The sequence below is a fragment of the Streptomyces mobaraensis genome, from assembly GCF_020099395.1.
GTDB lineage: Bacteria > Actinomycetota > Actinomycetes > Streptomycetales > Streptomycetaceae > Streptomyces.
Genome location: NZ_CP083590.1, coordinates 1,300,871 through 1,319,605, shown reverse-complemented (window position 1 = coordinate 1,319,605; position 18,735 = coordinate 1,300,871). Strand labels below are relative to the sequence as shown.

Here is an 18,735-nt window from a genome sequence, read left to right as displayed (position 1 = left end):
GGCCGACCGCGCTCAGTCGCTCAGCTGTTTGGCCGCTCGGCCGCTCGGCCAATCAGCCGATCACCGTGCGTCCGTGACGCCCAGAGCGGTCAGGATGTCGTCGAGGGTGCGCTCGAAGAGGGGCTCGGGGTCGGTGAGGGCGAAGTCGAGGTGCCCGAAGACCTCGACGGCGACCGTCCCGTACAGGCGCGCCCAGCAGGCGACGAAGACGTAGATGACGTCCAACGGCACCGGCTCGCCGTCGAGGTGCTCGCGGACCTCCTCCAGCTGCGCCGTCCACGCCGGATCGAGGCCGGCGGGCGGGCGGATCGTTCCGTCGCGCCACAGCCGGACCATGAGGCCGAGGAGGACGCCGCCGAAGCGCCAGCCGGAGTCGTGGGCGGCGGTCCCGGGCGTGGTGTCCGCGTCCGCGTCCGGCTTGGCGAACAGCAGCCCGAACTCGCGGGGGTGGGCGAGCGCCCAGCGTCGCAACTCACGGGCTGCCGCGCGTAGTTGCCGCCCAGGCGCGGTGTCCGGGTGGCGGTCGCGGGCGGCGGCCAGGGCGGTGGCGAGTTCGTCGTAGAGGGACGAGGCCAGGGCCTGGATCAGATCGCGGTGGCCGGCGTAGTACCGGTAGAGGCCGGGCGCGGTCATGCCCATCTCGCGGGCGATGGCCCGCAGGGTGACGGCCCCCGGCCCCTCGTCGACCAGCAGCCGCCGGCCCGTGCGCAGGATCTCCGCCAGCGCCTCCTCGCGCACCCGGTGGCGGCGGCCGGTGCGCGTTCCCGCATTGCTGGTCATCGGGCTCGGCCCGCCTTCCCGCTTGACAATGTGAACACCTGTAACTTTACCTTCTCCCGGAAAGTTAACGGTGTTAGCAGTGAGCTGTCTGTCTCCTCGGGGGAGTCTGGAATGAAGTACGGCATCGTCCTCACCTACACGGTCACCCCGCGCTGGCTGGCCCTCTCGCGTGAACAGCGCAACGCGATGCGCGCCGCGCACCTGGAGCCCGTCTTCGCCGCCTACGCGGACCGGGTCCGGGCCCGCTTCTTCGACGCCGAGGCGTTCAACGGCCGCTTCTCGGACTTCACCGTGCTGGAGACCGACGACCTGGGCGCCTACTACTTCCTGGTCGAGGCGCTGCGGGACACGCCGGTCATCGCCGAGGGGTACCTGACGTTCGGCGAGGTGTTCCTGGGCGTCGAGGACGGCTTCGAGGCGTACGAGCGGGCGCTGGCCGCCGGGGCGGGCCGGTGAGCGGCGGACGGCCTCTACGGTGGGGGTTCATGCGGGTGCGGTCTGCGTGCGTGCGGCCGGGGCGCGTCCGGCCGGGGCGCGTGTGGCCGATGCGCGTGCTGCGAGCCGCAGCCGTGGCGGTGCTGCTGGACACGCTCGTCCAGGCCGCCCTGGCCGGCCTCTTCGTCACCGGCGACCTGGACCTGCTCGCCTGGCACGCCGCCAACGCGGGTGTGCTGAGTGCCCTGACCGTCGTCGAGACGGTCGCCGCCCTGGTGGTGTGGCGGTGGCTGCGCGCCCCCGGCTGGCCGGCGGCGGTGAGCGCGGGGCTGGTGGTGCTGGTGGGTGTGCAGCGGGGGCTCGGCGAGGCGCGTGCGCTGGCCGGACACATGCCGCTGGGCATGGCCGTCTTCGGCTGCTCTACGGCCCTGGCGTACTGGGCGTTCTCGCACCGTGTCACCCCCGCCGTCACCGTGACGGAGGTGGCTGGATGAGGCTCCTGAGCCGACGCGGGGTGCTGGGACTGACGGCCGGTGCCGGTGCGGCGGTGACCGTGGGGGCGGCGGGCTGGTCCCGGCTGGCAGGCGCGTCGACCGGCCGGGTGCTGGTGAGCGCGGGCCCGCCGCCGCAGCCCTTCGGCGTCCCCCTGCCCGTACCGCCCGTGGCCCGGCCCGCGCGCCGCGAGCGGGGGACGGACGTCTACGAGGTGGAGCAGCGCGAGGGCCGCGTCGAGATTCTGCCCGGCCGCAGGACGACGGTGTGGGGGTACGACGGGATCTTCCCCGGTCCGACGTTCACCGCCCGCTCGGGGCGCGGGGCGGTGCTCCGGGTGCGCAACGGCCTCGGCGTTCCGACGGTGACGCACCTGCACGGCGGCATCACCCCGCCGGAGTCGGACGGCTATCCCACCGACCTGCTCCTCCCGGCCGGCTGCGCACCGGGCCGGGTGCGCGGGACGCGGATCCGTGGGACCCGGACCCACGACGGCATGGCGGGCGATGTGCCGGACGGCCGCGTCGCCGTCGGGTACCGCGACTATGCCTACCCGCTGCCGCAGCGGGCCGCGACGCTCTGGTACCACGACCACCGCATGGACTTCAGCGCCCCACAGGTCTGGCGCGGCCTGGCGGGCTTCTTCCTCGTCCACGACGAGGAGGAGGACCGGCTTCCGCTGCCCGGCGGCGACCGCGACATCCCGTTGATGCTGTGCGACCGCTCGTTCGAGGAGGACGGCTCCTTCCGCTACCCGGGCCCCGGCCGCGTCCACGACGCCTTCCCGGACGGGGTGCTCGGCGACGTCCAGCTCGTCAACGGCGCGCCCTGGCCCGTCCTGGAGGTGTCCGCCACCCGCCACCGCTTCCGCCTCCTCAACGCCTCCAACGCCCGCCGCTACCAGCTCACTCTGGAGGCCGGCCAGGGGCCCCGCGCGGAGTTCCTCCAGGTCGGCAGCGACGGCGGCCTCCTCCCCGCGCCGCGACCGCTGCGGACCGTCACCCTGGCCCCCGGCGAACGGGCCGACGTCGTCGTCGACTTCGGCGGCCACCCGCTCGGCACGCGCGTCACCTTGCGCAACACGGCGGCCCGGGGCGGCATGCGGGACGTCATGCGCTTCGACGTCCTGCGCGGGGGGCCGCGACGACAGCCGCGTCCCTCCCCGCCTCGCCGCCTCCTACGAACACCTGGCACCGAGCGCGGACATGCCGGTACGCGCCTTCGACTTCCGCCGCACGAACGCGGGCGAGGACCGTGCGCTCTGGACCGTCAACGGCCGCCCCTTCGACCCCCGGACCGACCTGGCGGCACCGCGCCTGGGCACGGTGGAACGCTGGCGCTTCAGCAGCGACTTCCACCACCCCGTCCACGTCCACCTCGCCCAGTTCCAGGTCGCGGCACGCGGCGGCAGACCGCCCGCCGCCTCGGACGCCGGCTGGAAGGACACGGTGGACGTCCGCCCGTACGAGGTGGTGGAGGTGCTGGTGCGGTTCGCCGGCTACCGGGGGCGGTACATGCTGCACTGCCACAACCTCGAACACGAGGACATGGCGATGATGGGGAACTTCCGGGTCGTCTAGGCCGTCCGGCGCGCGGACCTACCGGCCGGCATCCGCCCCCGGACCGGCCTCCGCGACCAGGCCGGCGTGGACCGCTTCGCCGAGCGCGAGGACGGCGGACTGGGGGCGGACCATGACGGTGAACTCCTTGATCCTGCCGTCCTCGTCGAAGTGCAGCAGGTCGATCCCGTGGATCTCCTTGCCGCCCGCCCTGGCGCGGAAAAGCAGCACCGCCGACGGGGCCGGGGTGCCGTCGGCGCTGGTCTGCGCGGTGCCCGTGTGGTCACCGATGTAGCGGAAGTCGTGGAAGGTGCGCAGCAGCACGCCGAAGAGGCGGAGCACCATCGGTTTGCCTTCGAAGGGAGTGAACTTGACGGGACTGTAGAAGCGGATGTCCTCGGTGAACAGGTCGTCCAGGGCCGCCAGATCGCGGCTGTCGACGGCGGCGCGGAATCGGTCGGCGGTGCTGGATCGGTCGGCAGTGGTCATGCCTGGCTCACGCTCCTGCTACTCATGCGCTACTCATGAAGGTGATTACTCATATTCATGAGTACCATGTTGGTGTGCCTCGCGACAGGGGTGCGACACAGTGGCGCGGCAGGAGACGGAGGAGACGATCCGATGGCGCTACGGCACGCCGTGCTGGCGGCACTGCTGGACGGGGAACTCAGCGGATATGAACTGGCCAAGGCGTTCGACCTGGGCGTGGCGAACTTCTGGCACGCGCGGCCGCAGCAGCTCTACGCCGAGCTGAGCCGTCTGGAGACGGACGGGCTCGTCGCGGGACGGGAGGTGGTCCAGGAAACCCGGCCCACCAAGCGGCTGTTCCGGGTGACCGACGCCGGGCGGGCCGAGCTGGAGGCGTTCGCGGCCGCGTCCGCGAAGCCCTCGTTCATCCGTGACGACCTGCTCGTCAAGGTCCAGGCCGCCGACGAGGTCGACACCGACGCGCTGATCGCCCAACTCGCCGAGCGCGCCGCCTTCGCCCAGGCCAAGATCGACCTCTTCGGCAGGCTGCTGGGCGGCATGCGCGGCGACCGCACGGAGGAGGAGTTCCTCCGCCACGGCGACCGCGTCGGCCCGTACCTCACCTGCCTGCGCGGCCTCGCCTTCGAACAGGGCAACCGCGACTGGTGCGAGCGCACGATCGCCGTCCTGCGGCAGCGGCGGCCGGCCCGCCCGCGCGGGGACCGTCAGCCATGACGGTCCACAACGGTCCCGTCCCGGACGAGGGGGGGGAATCGACGAAGGCGAGGAGCGCACGCACTCCTCGCCACTCTCAACGTATAACCCACCAGGGGGCTTGCGGCAAGACCCCCACCACCCCGCACAATCGGCGGCCAAAGCCGGATCGAACGGACATGGGGGTCGCGACGGATGCGGGTACTGCTCACGACATGGGGATCGCGCGGGGACGTCGAACCGATCGCGGGGCTGGCGGCCGCGGTGCGGGAGCTCGGCGGGGAGGCGCGCGTCTGCGCGCCGCCGGACGAGGAGTTCGCGGTGCTGATCGAACGGGCCGGGGCGCGGTTCGTGCCGCTGGGGCCGGCGGTGCGGCCGGTGGTGTCCGGCACCCGGCCGCCCACGCGGGAGGACGCGTTCCGGCTCGCCCCCGCGCTCGTCGCCGCCCGCTTCGAGACGCTCACGGCGGCGGCCGAGGGCTGTGACGTCGTCCTGGCGACCGGCCTGATGCCGGCGGGGGCGCGGGACGTGGCCGAGAAGCTCGGCATCGGCTACGTGTACGCCTGCTGCCACATCTACGGGCTGCCGTCACCCCGCTTCCGCCCCGGCGCGCGGCCCGGCACCCCGTCCCCCGAGGGCGAGACCGACCTCCGGGTGCTGTGGCGGCAGGACGCCGAGCGCGTCAACGCCCTGTACGGCGAGGCGCTCAACAGCCACCGGGCGGCGCTCGGGATGCCGCCCGTCGACAACGTCCGCGACCACGTCTTCACCGGCCGGCCGTGGCTCGCGGCGGACCCGACGCTCTGCCCGTCGGAGGGCATGACGGACTTCGACCTCGTGCCGACGGGACCGTGGATCCTGCCCGACGACCGCCCGCTCCCGGACGACCTGGAGAAGTTCCTGGACGCGGGCGCACCACCGGTGTACGTGGGCTTCGGCAGCATGGCCGCGCACGCCCCGGAGGGCATCGCCCGGGTGGCCGTCGAGGCGTGCCGGGCGCGGGGGCGCCGCGTCCTCTTCGCGCGCGGCTGGGCCGGTCTGGCCCCGGTGGACGACGCCGACGACTGCTTCGTCGTCGGCGAGGTCAACCAGCAGGCGCTGTTCCGCCGGGTGGCCGCCGTCGTGCACCACGGCGGCGCGGGCACCACGACGACGGCGGCGCGGGCGGGGGCGCCGCAGGTGGTGGTCCCGCTGATCGCGGACCAGCCCTACTGGGGCGCCCGGGTCGCCGCGTTGGGCATCGGCGCGGTGCACGGCCACGGCGGGCCGGCGCCGACGGCCGCGTCGCTGTCCGCCGAGCTCGCCACGGCGTTGGACCCCGAAACCGCCGAGCGGGCGCGGGCGGTGGCGGGGACCGTCCGGGAGGACGGGGCGCGGGTGGCCGCCGAGTTGCTGCGGGAGGTGGCGGCCGGCGGGTGAGGGGGCCGGCTGTGGAGGGGTGAGGGGTCCGGCCGCCGTCCTCAGGTATGGATGTCGAGCTGGTAGTTGGTGTTGATGACGAAGGTGACCAGGCCCGTCGCGGTGCCGAAGAGGCCCGTCCCGGAATCGTTGGCCTGGCCGCTGGAGCCGCGTTCGGTGGCGTTGCCCATCGCTCCGGTGCTGTCCCGGTCGAAGCGGCGGTCGATGGAGAAGGTGATGACCTGGCCGGTGTCCGACCGCTTGAGGCTGTCGGTGGTTCTCGTCGTGAAGAAGAGGTCGCCGCTGCCGGTCACCGAGCCGGAGATCGTCAGTGCGGCCGTGAAGGACTGATCGGGCGTCGCACAGCGGAAATCGCTGCCGCTCTTGCCGTCGACGGCGCCGTTGACGGGATGGACGTTCACGGTGATCGGGCCGGCGCAGTTGACGGTCGCCAGCGGGGCGCGGGCGACGCCGCCCGCGGCGGCCGGCAGTGTGGCCGTCGCGGCCAGGAGCAGGGCCGCCGCGCCGGCGGCGGGCCAACCACGTGTGGTCACGCGGAACATCACGGTCCTCCTTCACCCTGCGATGCGTGCGGTGCGCACACGACACGGGCGGTGTGCGCACCGCCCGGTTCCGAGTGTGGTGCCGGGGGAACGGGGTGAACATCGCTCGTTCAGGTGACGGCCGGGGCCGGTGGCGGGCCGGTGGCGGGCCGCCGGCCCCTGGGTTCACCGGGCGTACCGCTCCGGTGCGGTGAGCTCGAAGCGGGCCATGTCGCCGTCGGTGGCGGAGCGGCGGAAGCCCGCCTTCTCCAGGACGCGGACGGACGCCGGGTTCGCCAGCTCGGCACCGGCGGACACGGTGTGGACGCCGGGTGCGGTGAGGGCGAACGCCGCCAGGGCCCGGGTGGCCTCGGTGGCGTAGCCCCGGCCGCGGCGGGAGGCCACGATGCCGTACCCGAGCTCCAGGGCCCCCTCGGCGGGCGGCCAGAACAGGCCGATGGAGCCCACGATGTGACCGCTGGACCGTTCGGCGACCAACCGGTGGCCGTGCTCGCCGAGCCATGCCGGGTTCTGCCGGAGAAGGCCGGCGATGACGCGGTCGCCTTCGGCGGGGAAGTCGTCCGCCCACTGCGCCGACCGGGCGTCGGTGAGGACCGCCGCGGCCTCGGCGGTGGTCCAGGGACGCAGGACGAGGCGCTCGGTGGTCAGCTCGGTGTGGGGTGTCGCGAGGGAGGAATTCACGTGACTCTCCTGGTCGTTGTGACGACCGGACCACGCTGTTCGGCTAGCGCGTGGGCCGGACGAGGGTATGCCGAAGAGGGCCTGCGACGGCCATACTCATCGACCTCCTCATCCGTGATCACACGCGTCTCTCGCGTCGGCGCGAACGTAACACCCTGCCGTGTGCGGCGTAAACGTGTTCTGGATCATGTCCGGTCGTGCGCGGGCGCGTGCGGGGCCGTCAGCGAGGCGCTCCCGCGCCGTCCACGACCTCCCGCAGCTTCAGGACGTCCCCTGACGGTTCCACCTCGACGGCGACGCTCGAACCGTCCGCCGTCCTGAGGGTGAACCAGGGGTCGTCCCGGACGAGTTGCCGCAGCTCCTCGCTCTCCGCGTGGCCCGGCTCCGTCTCGGCCACCGCCTCCCAGCCATGGCCTCCGGGCCCGGCGGTCACCCGAACGGGAGCGCTGATCAGGCACGTTTCGCTATTGGCCCACCATTCCAGGCGGGCGCGTACCGCTTCTCCGGGGGATCGCACAGCCACCTCCGTCACGGCCCGCGGCCGGCGCCCCGGGTTCCGGGATGTTAGCGGGCCGGAGACATGGGAGCGTCCGGGGGGCGAACCACAAGAGGGCGTCGGCCGGAACCCGACCCCCGTCCGACGGCCAAGATCGCTGGATGCACAATGCACGTATGCCGATAACGAACACGCCGACGGCGGCGGTCATCGACGATGCCGCTTCGATCAGCCGCTGCCTGGCCCGTGCCTTCGACGACGACCCGATGATGCGCTGGTTCTTCCCCGAGGAGACCTCGCGCGAGGCGTCGTTGACCGCCTACTTCTCGACGATTTTCAGCCGGCAGTACGTCCTCAACGGCGTGTGCGAGCGCACCGCGGACGCCGCCGCGTTCTGGGTGGCGCCGGAGGCGCAGGAGAAGGCCGTGCCCGATGCGGAGACCATCCAGGAACTGGTGGCCCTGCTCGGCGACCGGGCCGGGCTGTTCGGGGAGGCCGTCGAGACGGCCGCCCGGCACACGCCCCAGGAGCCGCACTGGTCCCTGGCGTTGATCGGCGCCGACCCGGCCGCCCAGGGGCAGGGGCAGGGGTCCGCCCTGCTGCGTTCCGGGCTGGCCAAGGCCGACGCGTCGGGCATGCCCACCTATCTGGAGTCCTCCAAGGAGTCCAACATCCCCGTCTACGAGCACTTCGGCTTCACCGTGCGCGAGGAGATGGTGCTGCCGGGCGGCGGGCCCACGCTGTGGGGCATGTGGCGTGAGCCGCGCCGTCCCGCCGGCGTCTGACGATCTGAGGAGCAGCCGCGTAGCCGGTACCGGTCCCGCCGTTACCGGTCCCGCCGCTACGGGCGGACGTAGGGGCGAGTCATGATCTCCATGTTGTGACCCGACGGGTCCTCGAAGTACGCGCCGCGCCCGCCGAACCAGCCGTTGACCCGGCCCGGTTCGGTGTGGTGCGGATCCGCGTAGTAGGTGACCCCGAGCGCCTCCAGCCGGTCGATCATGCCGTCGAACCGCTCCTCCGGCACGAGGAACGCGTAGTGCTGCGACTGGATCGGCTCGTCGCGCTTCTCGCAGTAGTCGAGCGTCACCCCGTTGCCGAGGTCGACGGGGAGGAACGGCCCGAAGGGCGCGCCGACTTCCACGCCCAGGACGCCGGCGAGGAAATCCGCCGACCGTTGGCGGTCCGCGGCGTAGACGGCGGTGTGGTTCAGGTGGACGACGGGCGTGACGGACTCGCCCGCGGGGTCGGGTGAGGGCTGTGGTGCGTGCGGCATGGGTGGGTGTTTCTCCGTGTCGTGGGTTCGCTGGTGCGCGGCGCGCCACAACAGGCGCCCGCGGAACGGAAGACGCGGAGAGGAAGGCGGGGCTCTCACCCGCCTCGCGCTCACTCCGAGGCCGGGAACCCTGCTCGTGTATGGCCCATGGCCGACCCGGCAGTCACGTCGCCGACCTTAGTGGACCTTCACTCGGTGGAGCAACGTCAGGTTACGGGTGACGCTGCGTCAGGCGCGTATCGCCGTGACCGCCATGGCCGCGTACCGCAGCGTGAACGTTCCCCCCAGCCCGTCGACCGCCGCGCCGACGCCGTCCAGCACCCGCTCCCGGACCTCCGGCGGGAGCCCTGTGTGGGCGCCCGACGTGGGCAGTTGGTCCAGCCACTCGTCCCGGGTGTACGCCCGCTCCCAGTCGAAGCGCCAGTGCTCCGGCGCGCCGAACGCGCCCGAGTCCCGGATGCCGTCGGCCGCCCGCTCGGACAGCGGCATATAGGGATCGGGGCCCGGCGTCCACTGGCGGGCGGCGAGCGAACCGGGCAGCAGCCGGTCGTAGACCGCGGCGAACGCCTCCGCCACCTCGGGGGACGGCAGCGCCGCGTTCCAGAAGACGGCCAGCCGGCCGCCCGGCCGCAGCGCCTCGGCGGCCTTCGCCGGGCCGGCGGCGGGGTCGATCCAGTGCCAGGTCTGGCCGGAGACGACGGCGTCGAAGGTCCGGCCGGCGGGGTCCCAGGTCTCGAAGGCGGAGGTCTCCACGGCGAGTCCGCCGCGCCGCGCCCAGGCGGCCATCCGGTCGTCGACCTCGACGCCGAGCACGCGGTGGCCGGCCGCGCGGAACTGCCGGGCGACGATGCCGGTTCCGGTGCCGACGTCGAGGATGTCGAGGGGGGTGGCGTCCGCGGCGGCGATCCGGCGGATCAGCGCGTCGGGGTAGCGGGGCCGCGCCCGGTCGTAGCGCTCGGGGTCCGCGCCGAACGACTCCGCGACGTGGCGGGCAAGATGGGGCGCGTGAGGTGAGGGACGTGCTCCCTCGGGCAAGGGAGTGGGCATGTGCCCACTCTAGTGGGCGAGTGCCCACTTGTCAGGGGAGCCGACCGGCGGAAGGGAACGGTGCGCGATGCCGACGGGCGTGGCCATGCGGGATGTGCGAGAGCAGTTGTTCGACGCGGCGGAGCGGGTTCTGCTCCGCGACGGGCCCTCCGCGCTGACCAGCCGGGCGGTCACCACGGAGGCGGGGTGCGCCAAGGGCGTCCTGCACCGGCACTTCACCGACTTCGACGCGTTCCTCGCCGAGCTCGTGCTGGACCGCGTCCGGCGGATCGAGGAACAGGGCGCCGCCCTGCGCGCCTCCGCCGGGACGGGCGACCTCACCGGCCGCCTCGCCGACGCGCTCACCAGCCTCTTCGAGACGGTCGCGGTCGCGATCGTCGGGCTCGTCACCTCCCGGGACGGGCTGCGGGCCCGGCTGCGCCGCGAACGGCCCACCGGCGTCCCCCTCCTGACGGACGCGGCGGCCGTGCTCGCCTCGTACCTCGCCGCCGAGCGCGGACTCGGCCGCCTCGCGCCCGACGCCGACGTCGACGTCCTCGCCCCGACGCTGATCGGGGCGGCGCACCTGCTCTTCGCCGACCGGACGGGCCCGCCGCCCGGCGCGGACGCGGTGCGCAGGACGGTCGCGGCGGTCGTCGGCGGTGTCGTGCGGGCGGGGTAGTGGCGGGGCGGGCCGGCGGGCCGGCGGCGTCCGTGCTCGCCCGGCTGGAGGAGCGGCTGGCCGAGCGGATCGGGGGCGAGGCGGTCGCCGCGTCGCGGGGGGGGCGCCGGAGGTGGGGTGGGCGAGCCGCCGGTGCTCCAGTGAGCCCCTGCGGGGGGCTGTGCCCCGGTCCCTCCCCTGCGCCGATTCCCGGGGGTATGCCCCCGGACCCCCGTGATCGCGGCTTCGCCGCTCGTCCTCACATGCCGGACGGGCTGAATCGGCCCGTCCGGCATGGGCGTCAACCCCGCGCCCGGTCCACGTACTCGAACACCGACCCGTCCGGATGCCGGGCCACCAGGTTCCGCCCGATCGGGGTCGGCACCGGTCCGGCGATGAGTTCCGCGCCGACCGCCTTCAGGTCGCGGACCGCCTCGTCCACGTCCGTCACCGCGATGGTGGCGGTGATCTTCCGCAGGATCGACAGTTCCGCCTCGGGGCCGCTCATCAGGAAGAAGCAGCCGACCGCGGCCACCGACACGCCGCCTCGTCGGAAGCGCACCGCTTCCGCGCCGGTCAGTCGTTCGTAGACGGCGATCGCCGCTTCCAGATCGCCGACGCACACCCTTAGCGAAGTCCCGAGAATGTTCATGGCAGCCAGGCTAGTTGTCCTGGGGCGGTGCGGAAGACGGCCCCGGGTGGCCGAACTGCCGTTCACGGGACGGCAGTTCCCGGGGTAGCGCGCCGCCCGGCCGGACCGTCGCCGTCCTCTTCCCGGGCGTCCCGCCCGTCGGGCATGGTGGTCCTCCCGCCCGCCCCCGGCGGCCGCGTCCCGTCCCGTTCCGTGGTCCGGTCCGTCACCCGCCCGCCCGTGTCAGGCGGCCGTGCACCGCCGTGATCTGCGAAGGTGGACAGAAAAACGTTTGCGGAAAAGCTCCGCCGGACAAGCGGGCGCGGCGGACGGCGATCCGCGGGACGGAGGTGCGCAGGATGCAGCCAAGCCACTCGCGCACGCCTCCCGCGCCCCCCTCGCCTTTCACGCCCCCCGCGCCCCCGGCGTTTCCCGCTGCCGAGCGCGGGCTGCCCGTCCCGGCCGAGCTGCGCGAGCGGTTCGCCGAGGCCGCGTCGCGGACCGGGCCGGAGCCCGTCGGCGGCGGGGCCGAGCTCCGGGCGGCGGCCTGCGCGTACCGGGCCCGCCGGGGTCCGGCCCCCGAGCGTTCCGACGTCCTCGCCGCGCCCGGCGCCCAGCCGCTGCTGCTGGCCCTGCTGGCGTCCGCCGGTGGCGAGGTGCTGCTGACCCGCCCCTGCGCGTCCTGGTACGCGCCGCTCGCCCGGCTCGCCGGCCGGCTGGCGTACCACGTGCCCGTCACCGCCGAGGCCGGCGGCGTCCCCGATCCCGTCGCCCTGCTGGAGACCGTCCGCAGGATCCGCGCCGAGGGCGGCAGGCCGCGGTTCCTCGTCCTGTCGGTCGCCGACGACACCACCGGCACGGTCGCGCCGCCGGAGCTGGTGCACGAGGTGTGCGAGGCCGCGGCCGGCGAGGACCTGACGGTCGTCAGCGACGAGACATGGCGGGACGTCCGCCACGACCCGCACGCCACCGTCTTCGTCGGGCCCGCCGAGATGTATCCGGAGCGCGTGGTGGTCCTCACCGAGCTCGCCGGGACTCTTCTGCCGGCCGCCTGGCCGGCCGCGTTCGCCGTGTTCCCGAGGTCCGGCCCCGGGGCCGTGCTGCGCGCCCGGGTGGCGTCCGTCCTGGACGCGCTGCGCGCCGAACTCCCGCCGCCCGTCGCCGTCGCCGCCCGCTGGGCGCTGACCGAACCCCCGCCCGTCCGCGAGCACACCGCGGCCGCCGCGCGGCTCTACGGGCGGATGGCCGCCGCCGTCCTGGAGCGGACCACCGCTGCCGGGGCGCTCACCCGGCCGCCCCAGACCGGCCCCCACCTCTACGCCGACCTCGGCGAACTGCGCGCCGGCCTCGCCCGGCGGGGCATCACCGACTCCGTCGAGCTGGAGACGCACCTGAGCGCGGCGCTCGGCCACCCCGTCCCCGGCGGCCACCACTTCGGCGACGACCCGGACGCCCTGCGCGTCCGGCTCTCCGCCCTGCCGTTCCTCGGCCCCGGCGACGAACCGCGGCAGCGCGCCCTGGACTCCCCGGACCCGCCGGCCCTGCCGGAGGTCGCCGAGGCGCTGGCCGGCCTGGAAGCGGCGTTCCGCGCTCTGGCCGGCACCGGCTCGTGAGCCGGGCGGGGCAGGTGAGCAGGCACCGGCATGCAGGCCGGCCGGGGCAGGCGAGCCGGTCCGGGCACGTGGACCGGCATCCGCATATGAGTCGGTCTGGGCACGTGGACCGGCATCCGCAGATGAGCCGGCCCGGGCATATGCACCGGCATCCGCACATGAGCCGGTCAGGACAGGCCAACCGGCACGGACGCGTGAGCCGGCACCGGCATGTGGGTCGGCCGGGGTACATGAGTCGGCCGGGGCACGTGCACCGGCGTCCGCTCATGAGCCGGCCCGGGCACGTGGACCGGCGCCCGGGCATGAGCCGGTCAGGGCACGTGAGCCGGCTGGGACGCGTGACCCGGCACGGACGCGTGACCCGGCACCGGTACCCGAGGTTCCCGACCCGTTCCCGACCATCGACGACGAGCGTGCCGCCGCCCCCGCGCCGCGCCGGCACCCCGGTCCCCCCGAACGGAGCCCTTCGATGACCGAGCAGACCGAGCACCCCCTCTCGGAACCCGGGCGTCCCCTCCCGGAACCGCGTCCAACGGGGGAGATCCGTACCTGGCCGCGGTCCTTCGCCGACCGGCTCACCGCGCCCCTGCCCGGCGTCCGGGCACTGGCCCGGCTCGCCCGGGAGGGCATGCTGCGGCCGGGCGCCGAGGCGCTGCGGGAGGTCTCCGAGCTGCCCGTCGCACCCGGTCCGCCCCCGGTCGTCAACGCCGCCACGGTCGCCGTCACCTGGGCCGGGCACGCCAGCTGGGTGATCGCCGTCGGCGGGCTCACCGTCCTCACCGATCCGGTGTGGTCCCGGCGGATCCTCGGCACCCCGCCCAGAATCACCCCGGTCGGCGTCCCCTGGGAGGACCTGCCCCGGGTGGACGCCGTCGTCATCAGCCACAACCACTACGACCACCTGGACGCCCCCACCCTCAAGCGGCTCCCGCGCCACATCCACCTCCTGCTCCCCGCGGGGCTCGGCCGCTGGGCACGGCGGCGCGGCTTCACCCGGGTCACCGAGCTGGACTGGTGGGAAGCGGTCGAACTGCCGGGCGCCGCCGGGCCCGTCCGCTTCGACTTCGTACCCGCCCATCACTGGAGCAAGCGGACGTTCACCGACACCTGCCGCTCACTGTGGGGCGGCTGGGTGCTCACCGCCCCGGACGGCCGGCGCGTCCACTTCGCCGGCGACACCGGCTACGGCCCCTGGTTCCAGCGCATCGGCGCCCGCTACCCGGGCATCGACGTGGCGCTGCTGCCGATCGGCGCGTACGCGCCGCGCTGGATGCTCGGGCCGGTCCACACGGACCCGGAGGAGGCCGTCCGGGCCTGCCTTGACCTGGGCGCCCGAGCCATGGCCCCGATGCACTGGGGCACCTTCCTGCTGTCCGCGGAACCGCCGATGGAGCCGCTGCGCCGGGTGCGCGCCGCCTGGCGGACGGCGGGCCGGGACCGGGACGACCTGTGGGACCTGCCCGTCGGCGGCTCCCGGGTGCTGGAGGGGCCGGCGGGGCCGGAGAGCGCCCGGGGCGCGGCGCCGGAGAGCGCGCGGCGGGCGTGGGGCGGCGCCGCGCAGTGAGGGACGGGCGTCCCCAGCTCACCTCCGCGATCGGCTCACCCCGCGACCGGCTCACCCCCGCGACCGGGCGGCCATCGCCTCCCAGAAGTCGTGCAGCTCCCGGGCCCGCATGCCCGCCCAGTGCGGTGTCCGCCGGCGCAGCACGCCGGGGGAGCGCCCCCGTACCCGGCCCCGCAGCAGGGCCTGCTGCTGCCGGCAGAAGGGCTCGCGCAGTTCGGCCCGCGGCCGGACGCCGCGTGGCGGGTACGGGCAGAACTGGAACGGGCAGGTGGGCAGGCAGGTCGAGCCCGGTGCCGGGAGCGCGGAGGTGCCGGCCGTCAGTTCCGGGTGGAGGGGCGTCCGGTCCTGGGTGAGGCAGGGCGGCAGCGCGCCGCCCGGCTGCCCCGAGCGGCGGAACCGGTCCTCCACCTCGTCCGGCCGGCCGTCCCGCTCGATCAGGTTCGTCAGCACCAGCACGTCGGCGACGAGGCGCTGGGCGCGCGCGTCCAGGGTGCTCCAGCCGACCGAGGGCGGCAGCCACAGGTTGTGCTTGCGGTAGCGCCGGGGGGCGCAGGCGCGGGAACCGATCGTGTCGACGACGGCCTTCTCGTCGATCCAGAGGAAACGTTCCGGGCGCCGGGTCTCCAGGGCGAGCGCCGCCAGGTCGCCGGCCTCGGCGACGAACGGGTGCAGGACCGGCCGCCCCGCCGTGCCACCCGCCGTGCCGTCCGCCGGCCCGTCCCCCGCCCCCGTGCCCGCCATCGACAACCAGCGGCGCACCGTCTGCACGGCGGTGGTCGGCCGGGCGGCGGGCGGTCCCGCGCCGTCGTCCGCGCACTCCGGATCCGCTCCCGGGCCCGCCGCCGGATCCGGTCCGCCGCGGACGATGCTGTCCGGCAGCTCCCACAGGCAGAGCGCCTGCACCAGCGTGAGCTGCGCGTACCAGCACCGGGACTGCTGGAGGACCGTTTCCGCGTGCCGGATCAGCTCGCTGCGCCCGCCCTCGTACGCCAGCGGGTGCCGCTTCCGCCGGTTCGCGGCGTACTTGAAGCCCTGGGCGAGCGCGTTCTCCAGGACCAGCGGCAGGTCGGGGGTGCCGCCGGTGTGCCGCGGGTCGAGGTGGCGCATCCACTTCGTCAGCCGGTACCGCGCCTCGTCGCGATGGCCGTCGGAGACGGACCCGAGCAGCATCGGGACCATCCAGGCCCGGATGACGAACTCGCGGATCAGGTCCACCCGTTGCCGCCGGTAGCGGCGGTGGAGGTCCTGCCGCTCCCCGTCGCGCGGGTCCGGCGCGCCGGACGCGGAGCCCCGGCCGGCCGGCGTCCCCCGCTCGGCGGCCCACGCGTCGTACGCCCGCCGGCGCTCGTCCTTGAGCGCGCTCACCCGCGCCCGGTACTCCTCCACCGGGTCGGAGTCGACGCCGACGCGCCGGCGGATCACGGCGAACGCCGCGTCCCCGCCGTTGCCGAACTCCTGGGCCGCCGCCAGCCGGACGATGTGCGACGGCTCCTGCCGGGCCAGCTCGAAGAGCCGCTCGTACAGCGTGGTGGTGTCGGTCCTCCCGTCCGCCGCGCGCAGGGCCGCGCCGAGCTGCTTGACGAGGCCGAGCTTGGCCTCCTCCAGGGTCCGGCCGTTGCCCTTGACGTCCCCCCACCGCCTGGTCAGCGTGGTGGTGACGGCGGCCAGCAGCCGCGGTTCCTCCTCCACCGCGTCCATCTCCAGCGCGGCGGCGTACAGATCCAGCGCCTTGGGGTCCGTACGGCGGTCGGCCGCGGCGGCGAGCTGCCGGGCCAGCGACCTGCCGCCCAGCGGCGACCGCCGCCACAGCTCGTGCAGATCACGGCGGACGTCCGCCGCCAGACCGCCGCCGGTGCCCGCGAGTTCGGCCGCGCGCGCCCGGGAGAGCAGCACCAGCGCGATGAGCAGCTCCCGGCTGGGGCCGGGCGGCGACAGAGCCTGTTGCACGAGGGCGGCGGCGCGGCGCTCCCCGAGGTGGGCGAGCATCCGGAAGCCGAGGTACGCCTGGATGACGCTGTGCGGGAAGCGGACCTTCCGCTCGAACCCCTCGACCAGGCCCAGGGCGTCCGCGCGGGAGGCCGCCCGGGCCAGCGCGGCCTGGCACTGGCCCGTGTTGCCGACCGTCAACTGCCGCTTCTCCTCGTCCCCGAGCCGCTCGCGGAGGGCGTCCCAGAGCCGTTCGCGGTGCCACTCGGAGAACGCGTCGGCACGCTTGCCGTACCGGTCGAAGCGGTGACCGGCCCACAGGCGCCCGGCCGCCGCCCCGGCCCGCCGGGCCGGGCCCGGATGGACGTCCGCGCCCAGCAGGTCGCCGAAGCCGACCTCCAGCTTGTCCTGGAGCAGTCCGGCGCAGGCCAGCGCGGAGACGGCCGTCAGGGTGTCCCGGCGCTCCGCCGCCGCCAGCCCGACGTCCTCCCGCAGCCGGCCCTCGACCAGCGCGTGGTACCAGGTCTCCAGCAGCCACAGCCGCAGCGTGGACCGGTCCCAGCTGCGGGTGTCCAGCCGGTGCGAGTCGTTGCGCGGCCGGTCGCGCTCCAGGCTGTGGTGGCGGTGCAGCTCGCGGGCGATCTGCAGGTAGAGCGGCGACTCGGTGGCCTCCGCCGTCTCCACGATCCAGTCGAGACGGCGCTCGTCCGACTCGGCGGCCCGGTCCTCCACGAAGTGCAGCGCCTCCTCCTCGCTGAGCGGCTCCAGCTCGATGATCGCGGCGTGCGTCCCCTCCAGCGGCGTGTGCGGACGGGACGCGATGACCAGCGGGAGGCGCTCCTCGTGGGCGCGTTCGACGGCGCGGCGGATGATGTTGTCCCGGTCGTCCTGGAACCGCTCGTCCAGCACGGCCTCCTCCAGCCCGTCCGCGATCACCACCGGCTTGTCGTCCGCCAGCAGTTGCTGCCAGACGCGCTCGTTCTTGCTGCGCGCCAGGATGCCCTGCGGCGCCTCCTCCGCGAACCGGCGCCGGGCCAGCTGCTCGAAGTTCAGCTCCCCCTGGTCCGCGGTGTCCCGCAGCCGGACGGGCACGGGCACGGCACCCTGCCGCGCCAGCATCTCCGTGAGCCGCACCAGAACCGCCGTCTTGCCCGTCCCCAGGCCGCCGACCAGCAGGTACGGCCGCCGGGTGGCCCGGTCCCGCAGCCGCTCCGCGATCACCTGTGCCACCTCCTGACGCCCGACGATCTCGGCGGTGTCCGGCCCGGCCGTCGGCACCAGCTCATGCGGGCTGCGCCGGGCCTTGGCCAGATACCGCCGCTTCGTCCAGCCGTACCAGCAGAACAGGAACGCGGCGGAGGCGATCCCGGCGGTCAGCACCGGGCCGACGAAGCGGATCAGCGCGTCGAAGCCCGCGTTCCCCTTGCGCCAGGTCTCGAACGGCGTCGTCTGCCCCGTGACGACGATGTACACCCCCTCCGCGCACCACGCGGCCACCACCAGCGCGATCAGCAGGCAGCAGGCGCGGGAGACGGCCGTGTACGAGTTCCACCGGCGCCACTTGCCCGGGCGGGGCGCACCGTGCCGCGCCTCGCGGCGCACCGTGCGGCGGTGCCGGCGGGAGAGAACGGCCCAGTGCAGGGCGGCCGCCGCCCGGCGGAGGGGGAGCGTCGCGACGGGGGCGGGGCGGGGGCGGGATTTGCCGGGTGGGTGACGGACGACCTGCGTCATGCGGCGTCTCCTCCCGGAGGGGTGGGGAGGGGAGTTCTTTTCACGGTAGGCACCGTGGGCAAGTGGTCGCAAGCGGGGGGTTGGGGGGGGTGCCCCGGTCCCACCCCTACGGCTTCGCCTCCAGCACGTGCACACGCACAGGAGCCCCCGACAGCGGATGTCTCGTCTCCCGATCGAACCGCATCCCAAGCTTCCGCATCACCCGCTCCGACGCATCGTTCCCCACCGCGTGCACGCTGACGATCCGGGCCAGGCCGCGGTCGCGGAGGGCGAAGTCCAGGACGGCGCGGGCGCCTTCGGTGGCCAGGCCGCGGCCCCAGAAGGGGCGGCCGAGCCGCCAGCCGATCTCGACGGCGGGCAGGATCTCGGGCAAGTAGTGGGGAACGGACAGGCCGATGAAGCCGGCCAGCCGCCGCTCCTCGCGGAGTTCGGCCGCGAAGAGGCCGATGCCGTGCTCCTCCCACTCCCGTTCCCAGGCGGCGATGCTCGCGGCCGTCTGGGCGCGGTCCTGCACCGAGCCGTCCCTGATCCACCGCATCACGTCCGGATCGCCGTTGATGGCCGCCATCGGTTCGAGGTCGTCCTCGCGCCAGCGGCGCAGCGTCAGTCGCGGGGTGCGCAGGGTGATCGTCATGGGGGCATCCTGCCCATTCCAGCGCCTCCTAGAGGTGAATCGGGCCACGATCGGCCGCTCTTGGGGCATGTGTGGATGGTAGGAACG

General features: G+C 74.5%; 19 protein-coding genes and 1 pseudogene. 10 read left to right on the top strand and 10 right to left on the bottom strand.

What is annotated here, in order from left to right:
• Nucleotides 1-60: 60 nt before the first annotated feature.
• The gene (locus K7I03_RS05520) at nt 61-780 is read right to left on the bottom strand and encodes a TetR/AcrR family transcriptional regulator (protein WP_185943482.1); all 720 of its coding nucleotides are present in this window, start codon (nt 778-780) and stop codon (nt 61-63) included.
• A gap of 111 nt (nt 781-891) precedes the next feature.
• Between K7I03_RS05520 and K7I03_RS05515 the strand changes: the two genes are divergently transcribed.
• The 4 genes and pseudogenes from K7I03_RS05515 (at nt 892) to K7I03_RS05500 (ending at nt 3,287) form a co-directional block, all read left to right on the top strand.
• The gene (locus K7I03_RS05515) at nt 892-1,236 is read left to right on the top strand and encodes a darcynin family protein (RefSeq protein ID WP_185943481.1); all 345 of its coding nucleotides are present in this window, start codon (nt 892-894) and stop codon (nt 1,234-1,236) included.
• Between the two features lie 89 nt (nt 1,237-1,325).
• The gene (locus K7I03_RS05510; RefSeq protein ID WP_185943480.1) at nt 1,326-1,709 is read left to right on the top strand and encodes a hypothetical protein; all 384 of its coding nucleotides are present in this window, start codon (nt 1,326-1,328) and stop codon (nt 1,707-1,709) included.
• A pseudogene (locus tag K7I03_RS05505) lies at nt 1,706-2,311 on the top strand (multicopper oxidase domain-containing protein); the annotation flags it as partial. The gene K7I03_RS05510 and the pseudogene K7I03_RS05505, both read left to right, overlap by 4 nt.
• Before the next feature lie 601 nt (nt 2,312-2,912).
• Nucleotides 2,913-3,287, top strand: coding sequence for a multicopper oxidase domain-containing protein (locus K7I03_RS05500; RefSeq protein WP_224346900.1), 375 nt, complete (start codon nt 2,913-2,915; stop codon nt 3,285-3,287).
• 18 nt (nt 3,288-3,305) lie between these two features.
• On the opposite strand, the gene K7I03_RS05495 is transcribed toward K7I03_RS05500, so the two are convergent.
• Entirely contained in the window at nt 3,306-3,755 is a 450-nt protein-coding gene (locus tag K7I03_RS05495) for a nuclear transport factor 2 family protein (RefSeq protein WP_185943478.1), read from the bottom strand.
• Nucleotides 3,756-3,887: 132 nt separating this feature from the next.
• Here K7I03_RS05495 and K7I03_RS05490 point away from each other — a divergent pair, with 132 nt between their 5' ends.
• Entirely contained in the window at nt 3,888-4,469 is a 582-nt protein-coding gene (locus tag K7I03_RS05490) for a PadR family transcriptional regulator (RefSeq protein ID WP_185943477.1), read from the top strand.
• Between the two features lie 174 nt (nt 4,470-4,643).
• Nucleotides 4,644-5,867, top strand: a complete 1,224-nt coding sequence (locus K7I03_RS05485) for a glycosyltransferase (RefSeq protein ID WP_185943476.1) — start codon at nt 4,644-4,646, stop codon at nt 5,865-5,867.
• 41 nt (nt 5,868-5,908) lie between these two features.
• Here K7I03_RS05485 and K7I03_RS05480 read toward each other — a convergent pair whose 3' ends face one another.
• The 3 genes from K7I03_RS05480 to K7I03_RS05470 all read right to left on the bottom strand — a co-directional run bounded on the left by K7I03_RS05480 (nt 5,909) and on the right by K7I03_RS05470 (nt 7,487).
• Nucleotides 5,909-6,409 carry a hypothetical protein gene (locus K7I03_RS05480; protein ID WP_185943475.1) on the bottom strand — a complete coding sequence of 167 codons (501 nt, stop codon included), beginning with the start codon at nt 6,407-6,409 and terminating at the stop codon, nt 5,909-5,911.
• 165 nt (nt 6,410-6,574) lie between these two features.
• Nucleotides 6,575-7,090 carry a GNAT family N-acetyltransferase gene (locus K7I03_RS05475; RefSeq protein WP_185943474.1) on the bottom strand — a complete coding sequence of 172 codons (516 nt, stop codon included), beginning with the start codon at nt 7,088-7,090 and terminating at the stop codon, nt 6,575-6,577.
• 220 nt (nt 7,091-7,310) lie between these two features.
• Nucleotides 7,311-7,487: a hypothetical protein gene (locus K7I03_RS05470; protein ID WP_185943473.1), complete on the bottom strand. Its 177-nt coding sequence runs from the start codon at nt 7,485-7,487 to the stop codon at nt 7,311-7,313.
• A gap of 275 nt (nt 7,488-7,762) precedes the next feature.
• Here K7I03_RS05470 and K7I03_RS05465 point away from each other — a divergent pair, with 275 nt between their 5' ends.
• The gene (locus tag K7I03_RS05465; protein ID WP_185943472.1) at nt 7,763-8,371 is read left to right on the top strand and encodes a GNAT family N-acetyltransferase; all 609 of its coding nucleotides are present in this window, start codon (nt 7,763-7,765) and stop codon (nt 8,369-8,371) included.
• Between the two features lie 56 nt (nt 8,372-8,427).
• Here K7I03_RS05465 and K7I03_RS05460 read toward each other — a convergent pair whose 3' ends face one another.
• Both K7I03_RS05460 and K7I03_RS05455 read right to left on the bottom strand, forming a co-directional pair.
• Nucleotides 8,428-8,862 (bottom strand): VOC family protein, encoded by a 435-nt coding sequence (locus K7I03_RS05460; RefSeq protein ID WP_185943471.1) that lies wholly within the window; start codon nt 8,860-8,862, stop codon nt 8,428-8,430.
• Between the two features lie 228 nt (nt 8,863-9,090).
• A complete protein-coding gene (locus K7I03_RS05455; RefSeq protein WP_185943470.1) occupies nt 9,091-9,909 on the bottom strand; it encodes a class I SAM-dependent methyltransferase in 819 nt (272 codons plus the stop codon).
• A gap of 67 nt (nt 9,910-9,976) precedes the next feature.
• Here K7I03_RS05455 and K7I03_RS05450 point away from each other — a divergent pair, with 67 nt between their 5' ends.
• The gene (locus K7I03_RS05450; RefSeq protein WP_185943469.1) at nt 9,977-10,570 is read left to right on the top strand and encodes a TetR/AcrR family transcriptional regulator; all 594 of its coding nucleotides are present in this window, start codon (nt 9,977-9,979) and stop codon (nt 10,568-10,570) included.
• A 280-nt stretch (nt 10,571-10,850) separates the two neighbouring features.
• On the opposite strand, the gene K7I03_RS05445 is transcribed toward K7I03_RS05450, so the two are convergent.
• Entirely contained in the window at nt 10,851-11,201 is a 351-nt protein-coding gene (locus tag K7I03_RS05445; RefSeq protein ID WP_185943468.1) for a VOC family protein, read from the bottom strand.
• 338 nt (nt 11,202-11,539) lie between these two features.
• On the opposite strand from K7I03_RS05445, the gene K7I03_RS05440 reads away from it, so the two are divergent.
• Nucleotides 11,540-12,793: an aminotransferase class I/II-fold pyridoxal phosphate-dependent enzyme gene (locus K7I03_RS05440; protein WP_185943467.1), complete on the top strand. Its 1,254-nt coding sequence runs from the start codon at nt 11,540-11,542 to the stop codon at nt 12,791-12,793.
• Between the two features lie 469 nt (nt 12,794-13,262).
• Nucleotides 13,263-14,357 carry an MBL fold metallo-hydrolase gene (locus K7I03_RS05435; RefSeq protein ID WP_185943466.1) on the top strand — a complete coding sequence of 365 codons (1,095 nt, stop codon included), beginning with the start codon at nt 13,263-13,265 and terminating at the stop codon, nt 14,355-14,357.
• Nucleotides 14,358-14,408: 51 nt separating this feature from the next.
• On the opposite strand, the gene K7I03_RS05430 is transcribed toward K7I03_RS05435, so the two are convergent.
• Nucleotides 14,409-18,014, bottom strand: a complete 3,606-nt coding sequence (locus K7I03_RS05430; protein ID WP_185943465.1) for an NACHT domain-containing protein — start codon at nt 18,012-18,014, stop codon at nt 14,409-14,411.
• 106 nt (nt 18,015-18,120) lie between these two features.
• The gene (locus tag K7I03_RS05425; protein WP_185943464.1) at nt 18,121-18,648 is read right to left on the bottom strand and encodes a GNAT family N-acetyltransferase; all 528 of its coding nucleotides are present in this window, start codon (nt 18,646-18,648) and stop codon (nt 18,121-18,123) included.
• Nucleotides 18,649-18,735 lie beyond the last annotated feature (87 nt).

Coding starts and splice junctions, on each gene's coding strand:
- K7I03_RS05520 (WP_185943482.1), bottom strand. CDS start 780: ATGACCAGCAATGCGGGAACGCGCACCGGCCGCCGCCACCGGGTGCGC.
- K7I03_RS05515 (WP_185943481.1), top strand. CDS start 892: ATGAAGTACGGCATCGTCCTCACCTACACGGTCACCCCGCGCTGGCTG.
- K7I03_RS05510 (WP_185943480.1), top strand. CDS start 1,326: ATGCGCGTGCTGCGAGCCGCAGCCGTGGCGGTGCTGCTGGACACGCTC.
- K7I03_RS05500 (WP_224346900.1), top strand. CDS start 2,913: ATGCCGGTACGCGCCTTCGACTTCCGCCGCACGAACGCGGGCGAGGAC.
- K7I03_RS05495 (WP_185943478.1), bottom strand. CDS start 3,755: ATGACCACTGCCGACCGATCCAGCACCGCCGACCGATTCCGCGCCGCC.
- K7I03_RS05490 (WP_185943477.1), top strand. CDS start 3,888: ATGGCGCTACGGCACGCCGTGCTGGCGGCACTGCTGGACGGGGAACTC.
- K7I03_RS05485 (WP_185943476.1), top strand. CDS start 4,644: ATGCGGGTACTGCTCACGACATGGGGATCGCGCGGGGACGTCGAACCG.
- K7I03_RS05480 (WP_185943475.1), bottom strand. CDS start 6,409: ATGTTCCGCGTGACCACACGTGGTTGGCCCGCCGCCGGCGCGGCGGCC.
- K7I03_RS05465 (WP_185943472.1), top strand. CDS start 7,763: ATGCCGATAACGAACACGCCGACGGCGGCGGTCATCGACGATGCCGCT.
- K7I03_RS05460 (WP_185943471.1), bottom strand. CDS start 8,862: ATGCCGCACGCACCACAGCCCTCACCCGACCCCGCGGGCGAGTCCGTC.
- K7I03_RS05455 (WP_185943470.1), bottom strand. CDS start 9,909: ATGCCCACTCCCTTGCCCGAGGGAGCACGTCCCTCACCTCACGCGCCC.
- K7I03_RS05450 (WP_185943469.1), top strand. CDS start 9,977: ATGCCGACGGGCGTGGCCATGCGGGATGTGCGAGAGCAGTTGTTCGAC.
- K7I03_RS05445 (WP_185943468.1), bottom strand. CDS start 11,201: ATGAACATTCTCGGGACTTCGCTAAGGGTGTGCGTCGGCGATCTGGAA.
- K7I03_RS05440 (WP_185943467.1), top strand. CDS start 11,540: ATGCAGCCAAGCCACTCGCGCACGCCTCCCGCGCCCCCCTCGCCTTTC.
- K7I03_RS05435 (WP_185943466.1), top strand. CDS start 13,263: ATGACCGAGCAGACCGAGCACCCCCTCTCGGAACCCGGGCGTCCCCTC.
- K7I03_RS05430 (WP_185943465.1), bottom strand. CDS start 18,014: ATGACGCAGGTCGTCCGTCACCCACCCGGCAAATCCCGCCCCCGCCCC.
- K7I03_RS05425 (WP_185943464.1), bottom strand. CDS start 18,648: ATGACGATCACCCTGCGCACCCCGCGACTGACGCTGCGCCGCTGGCGC.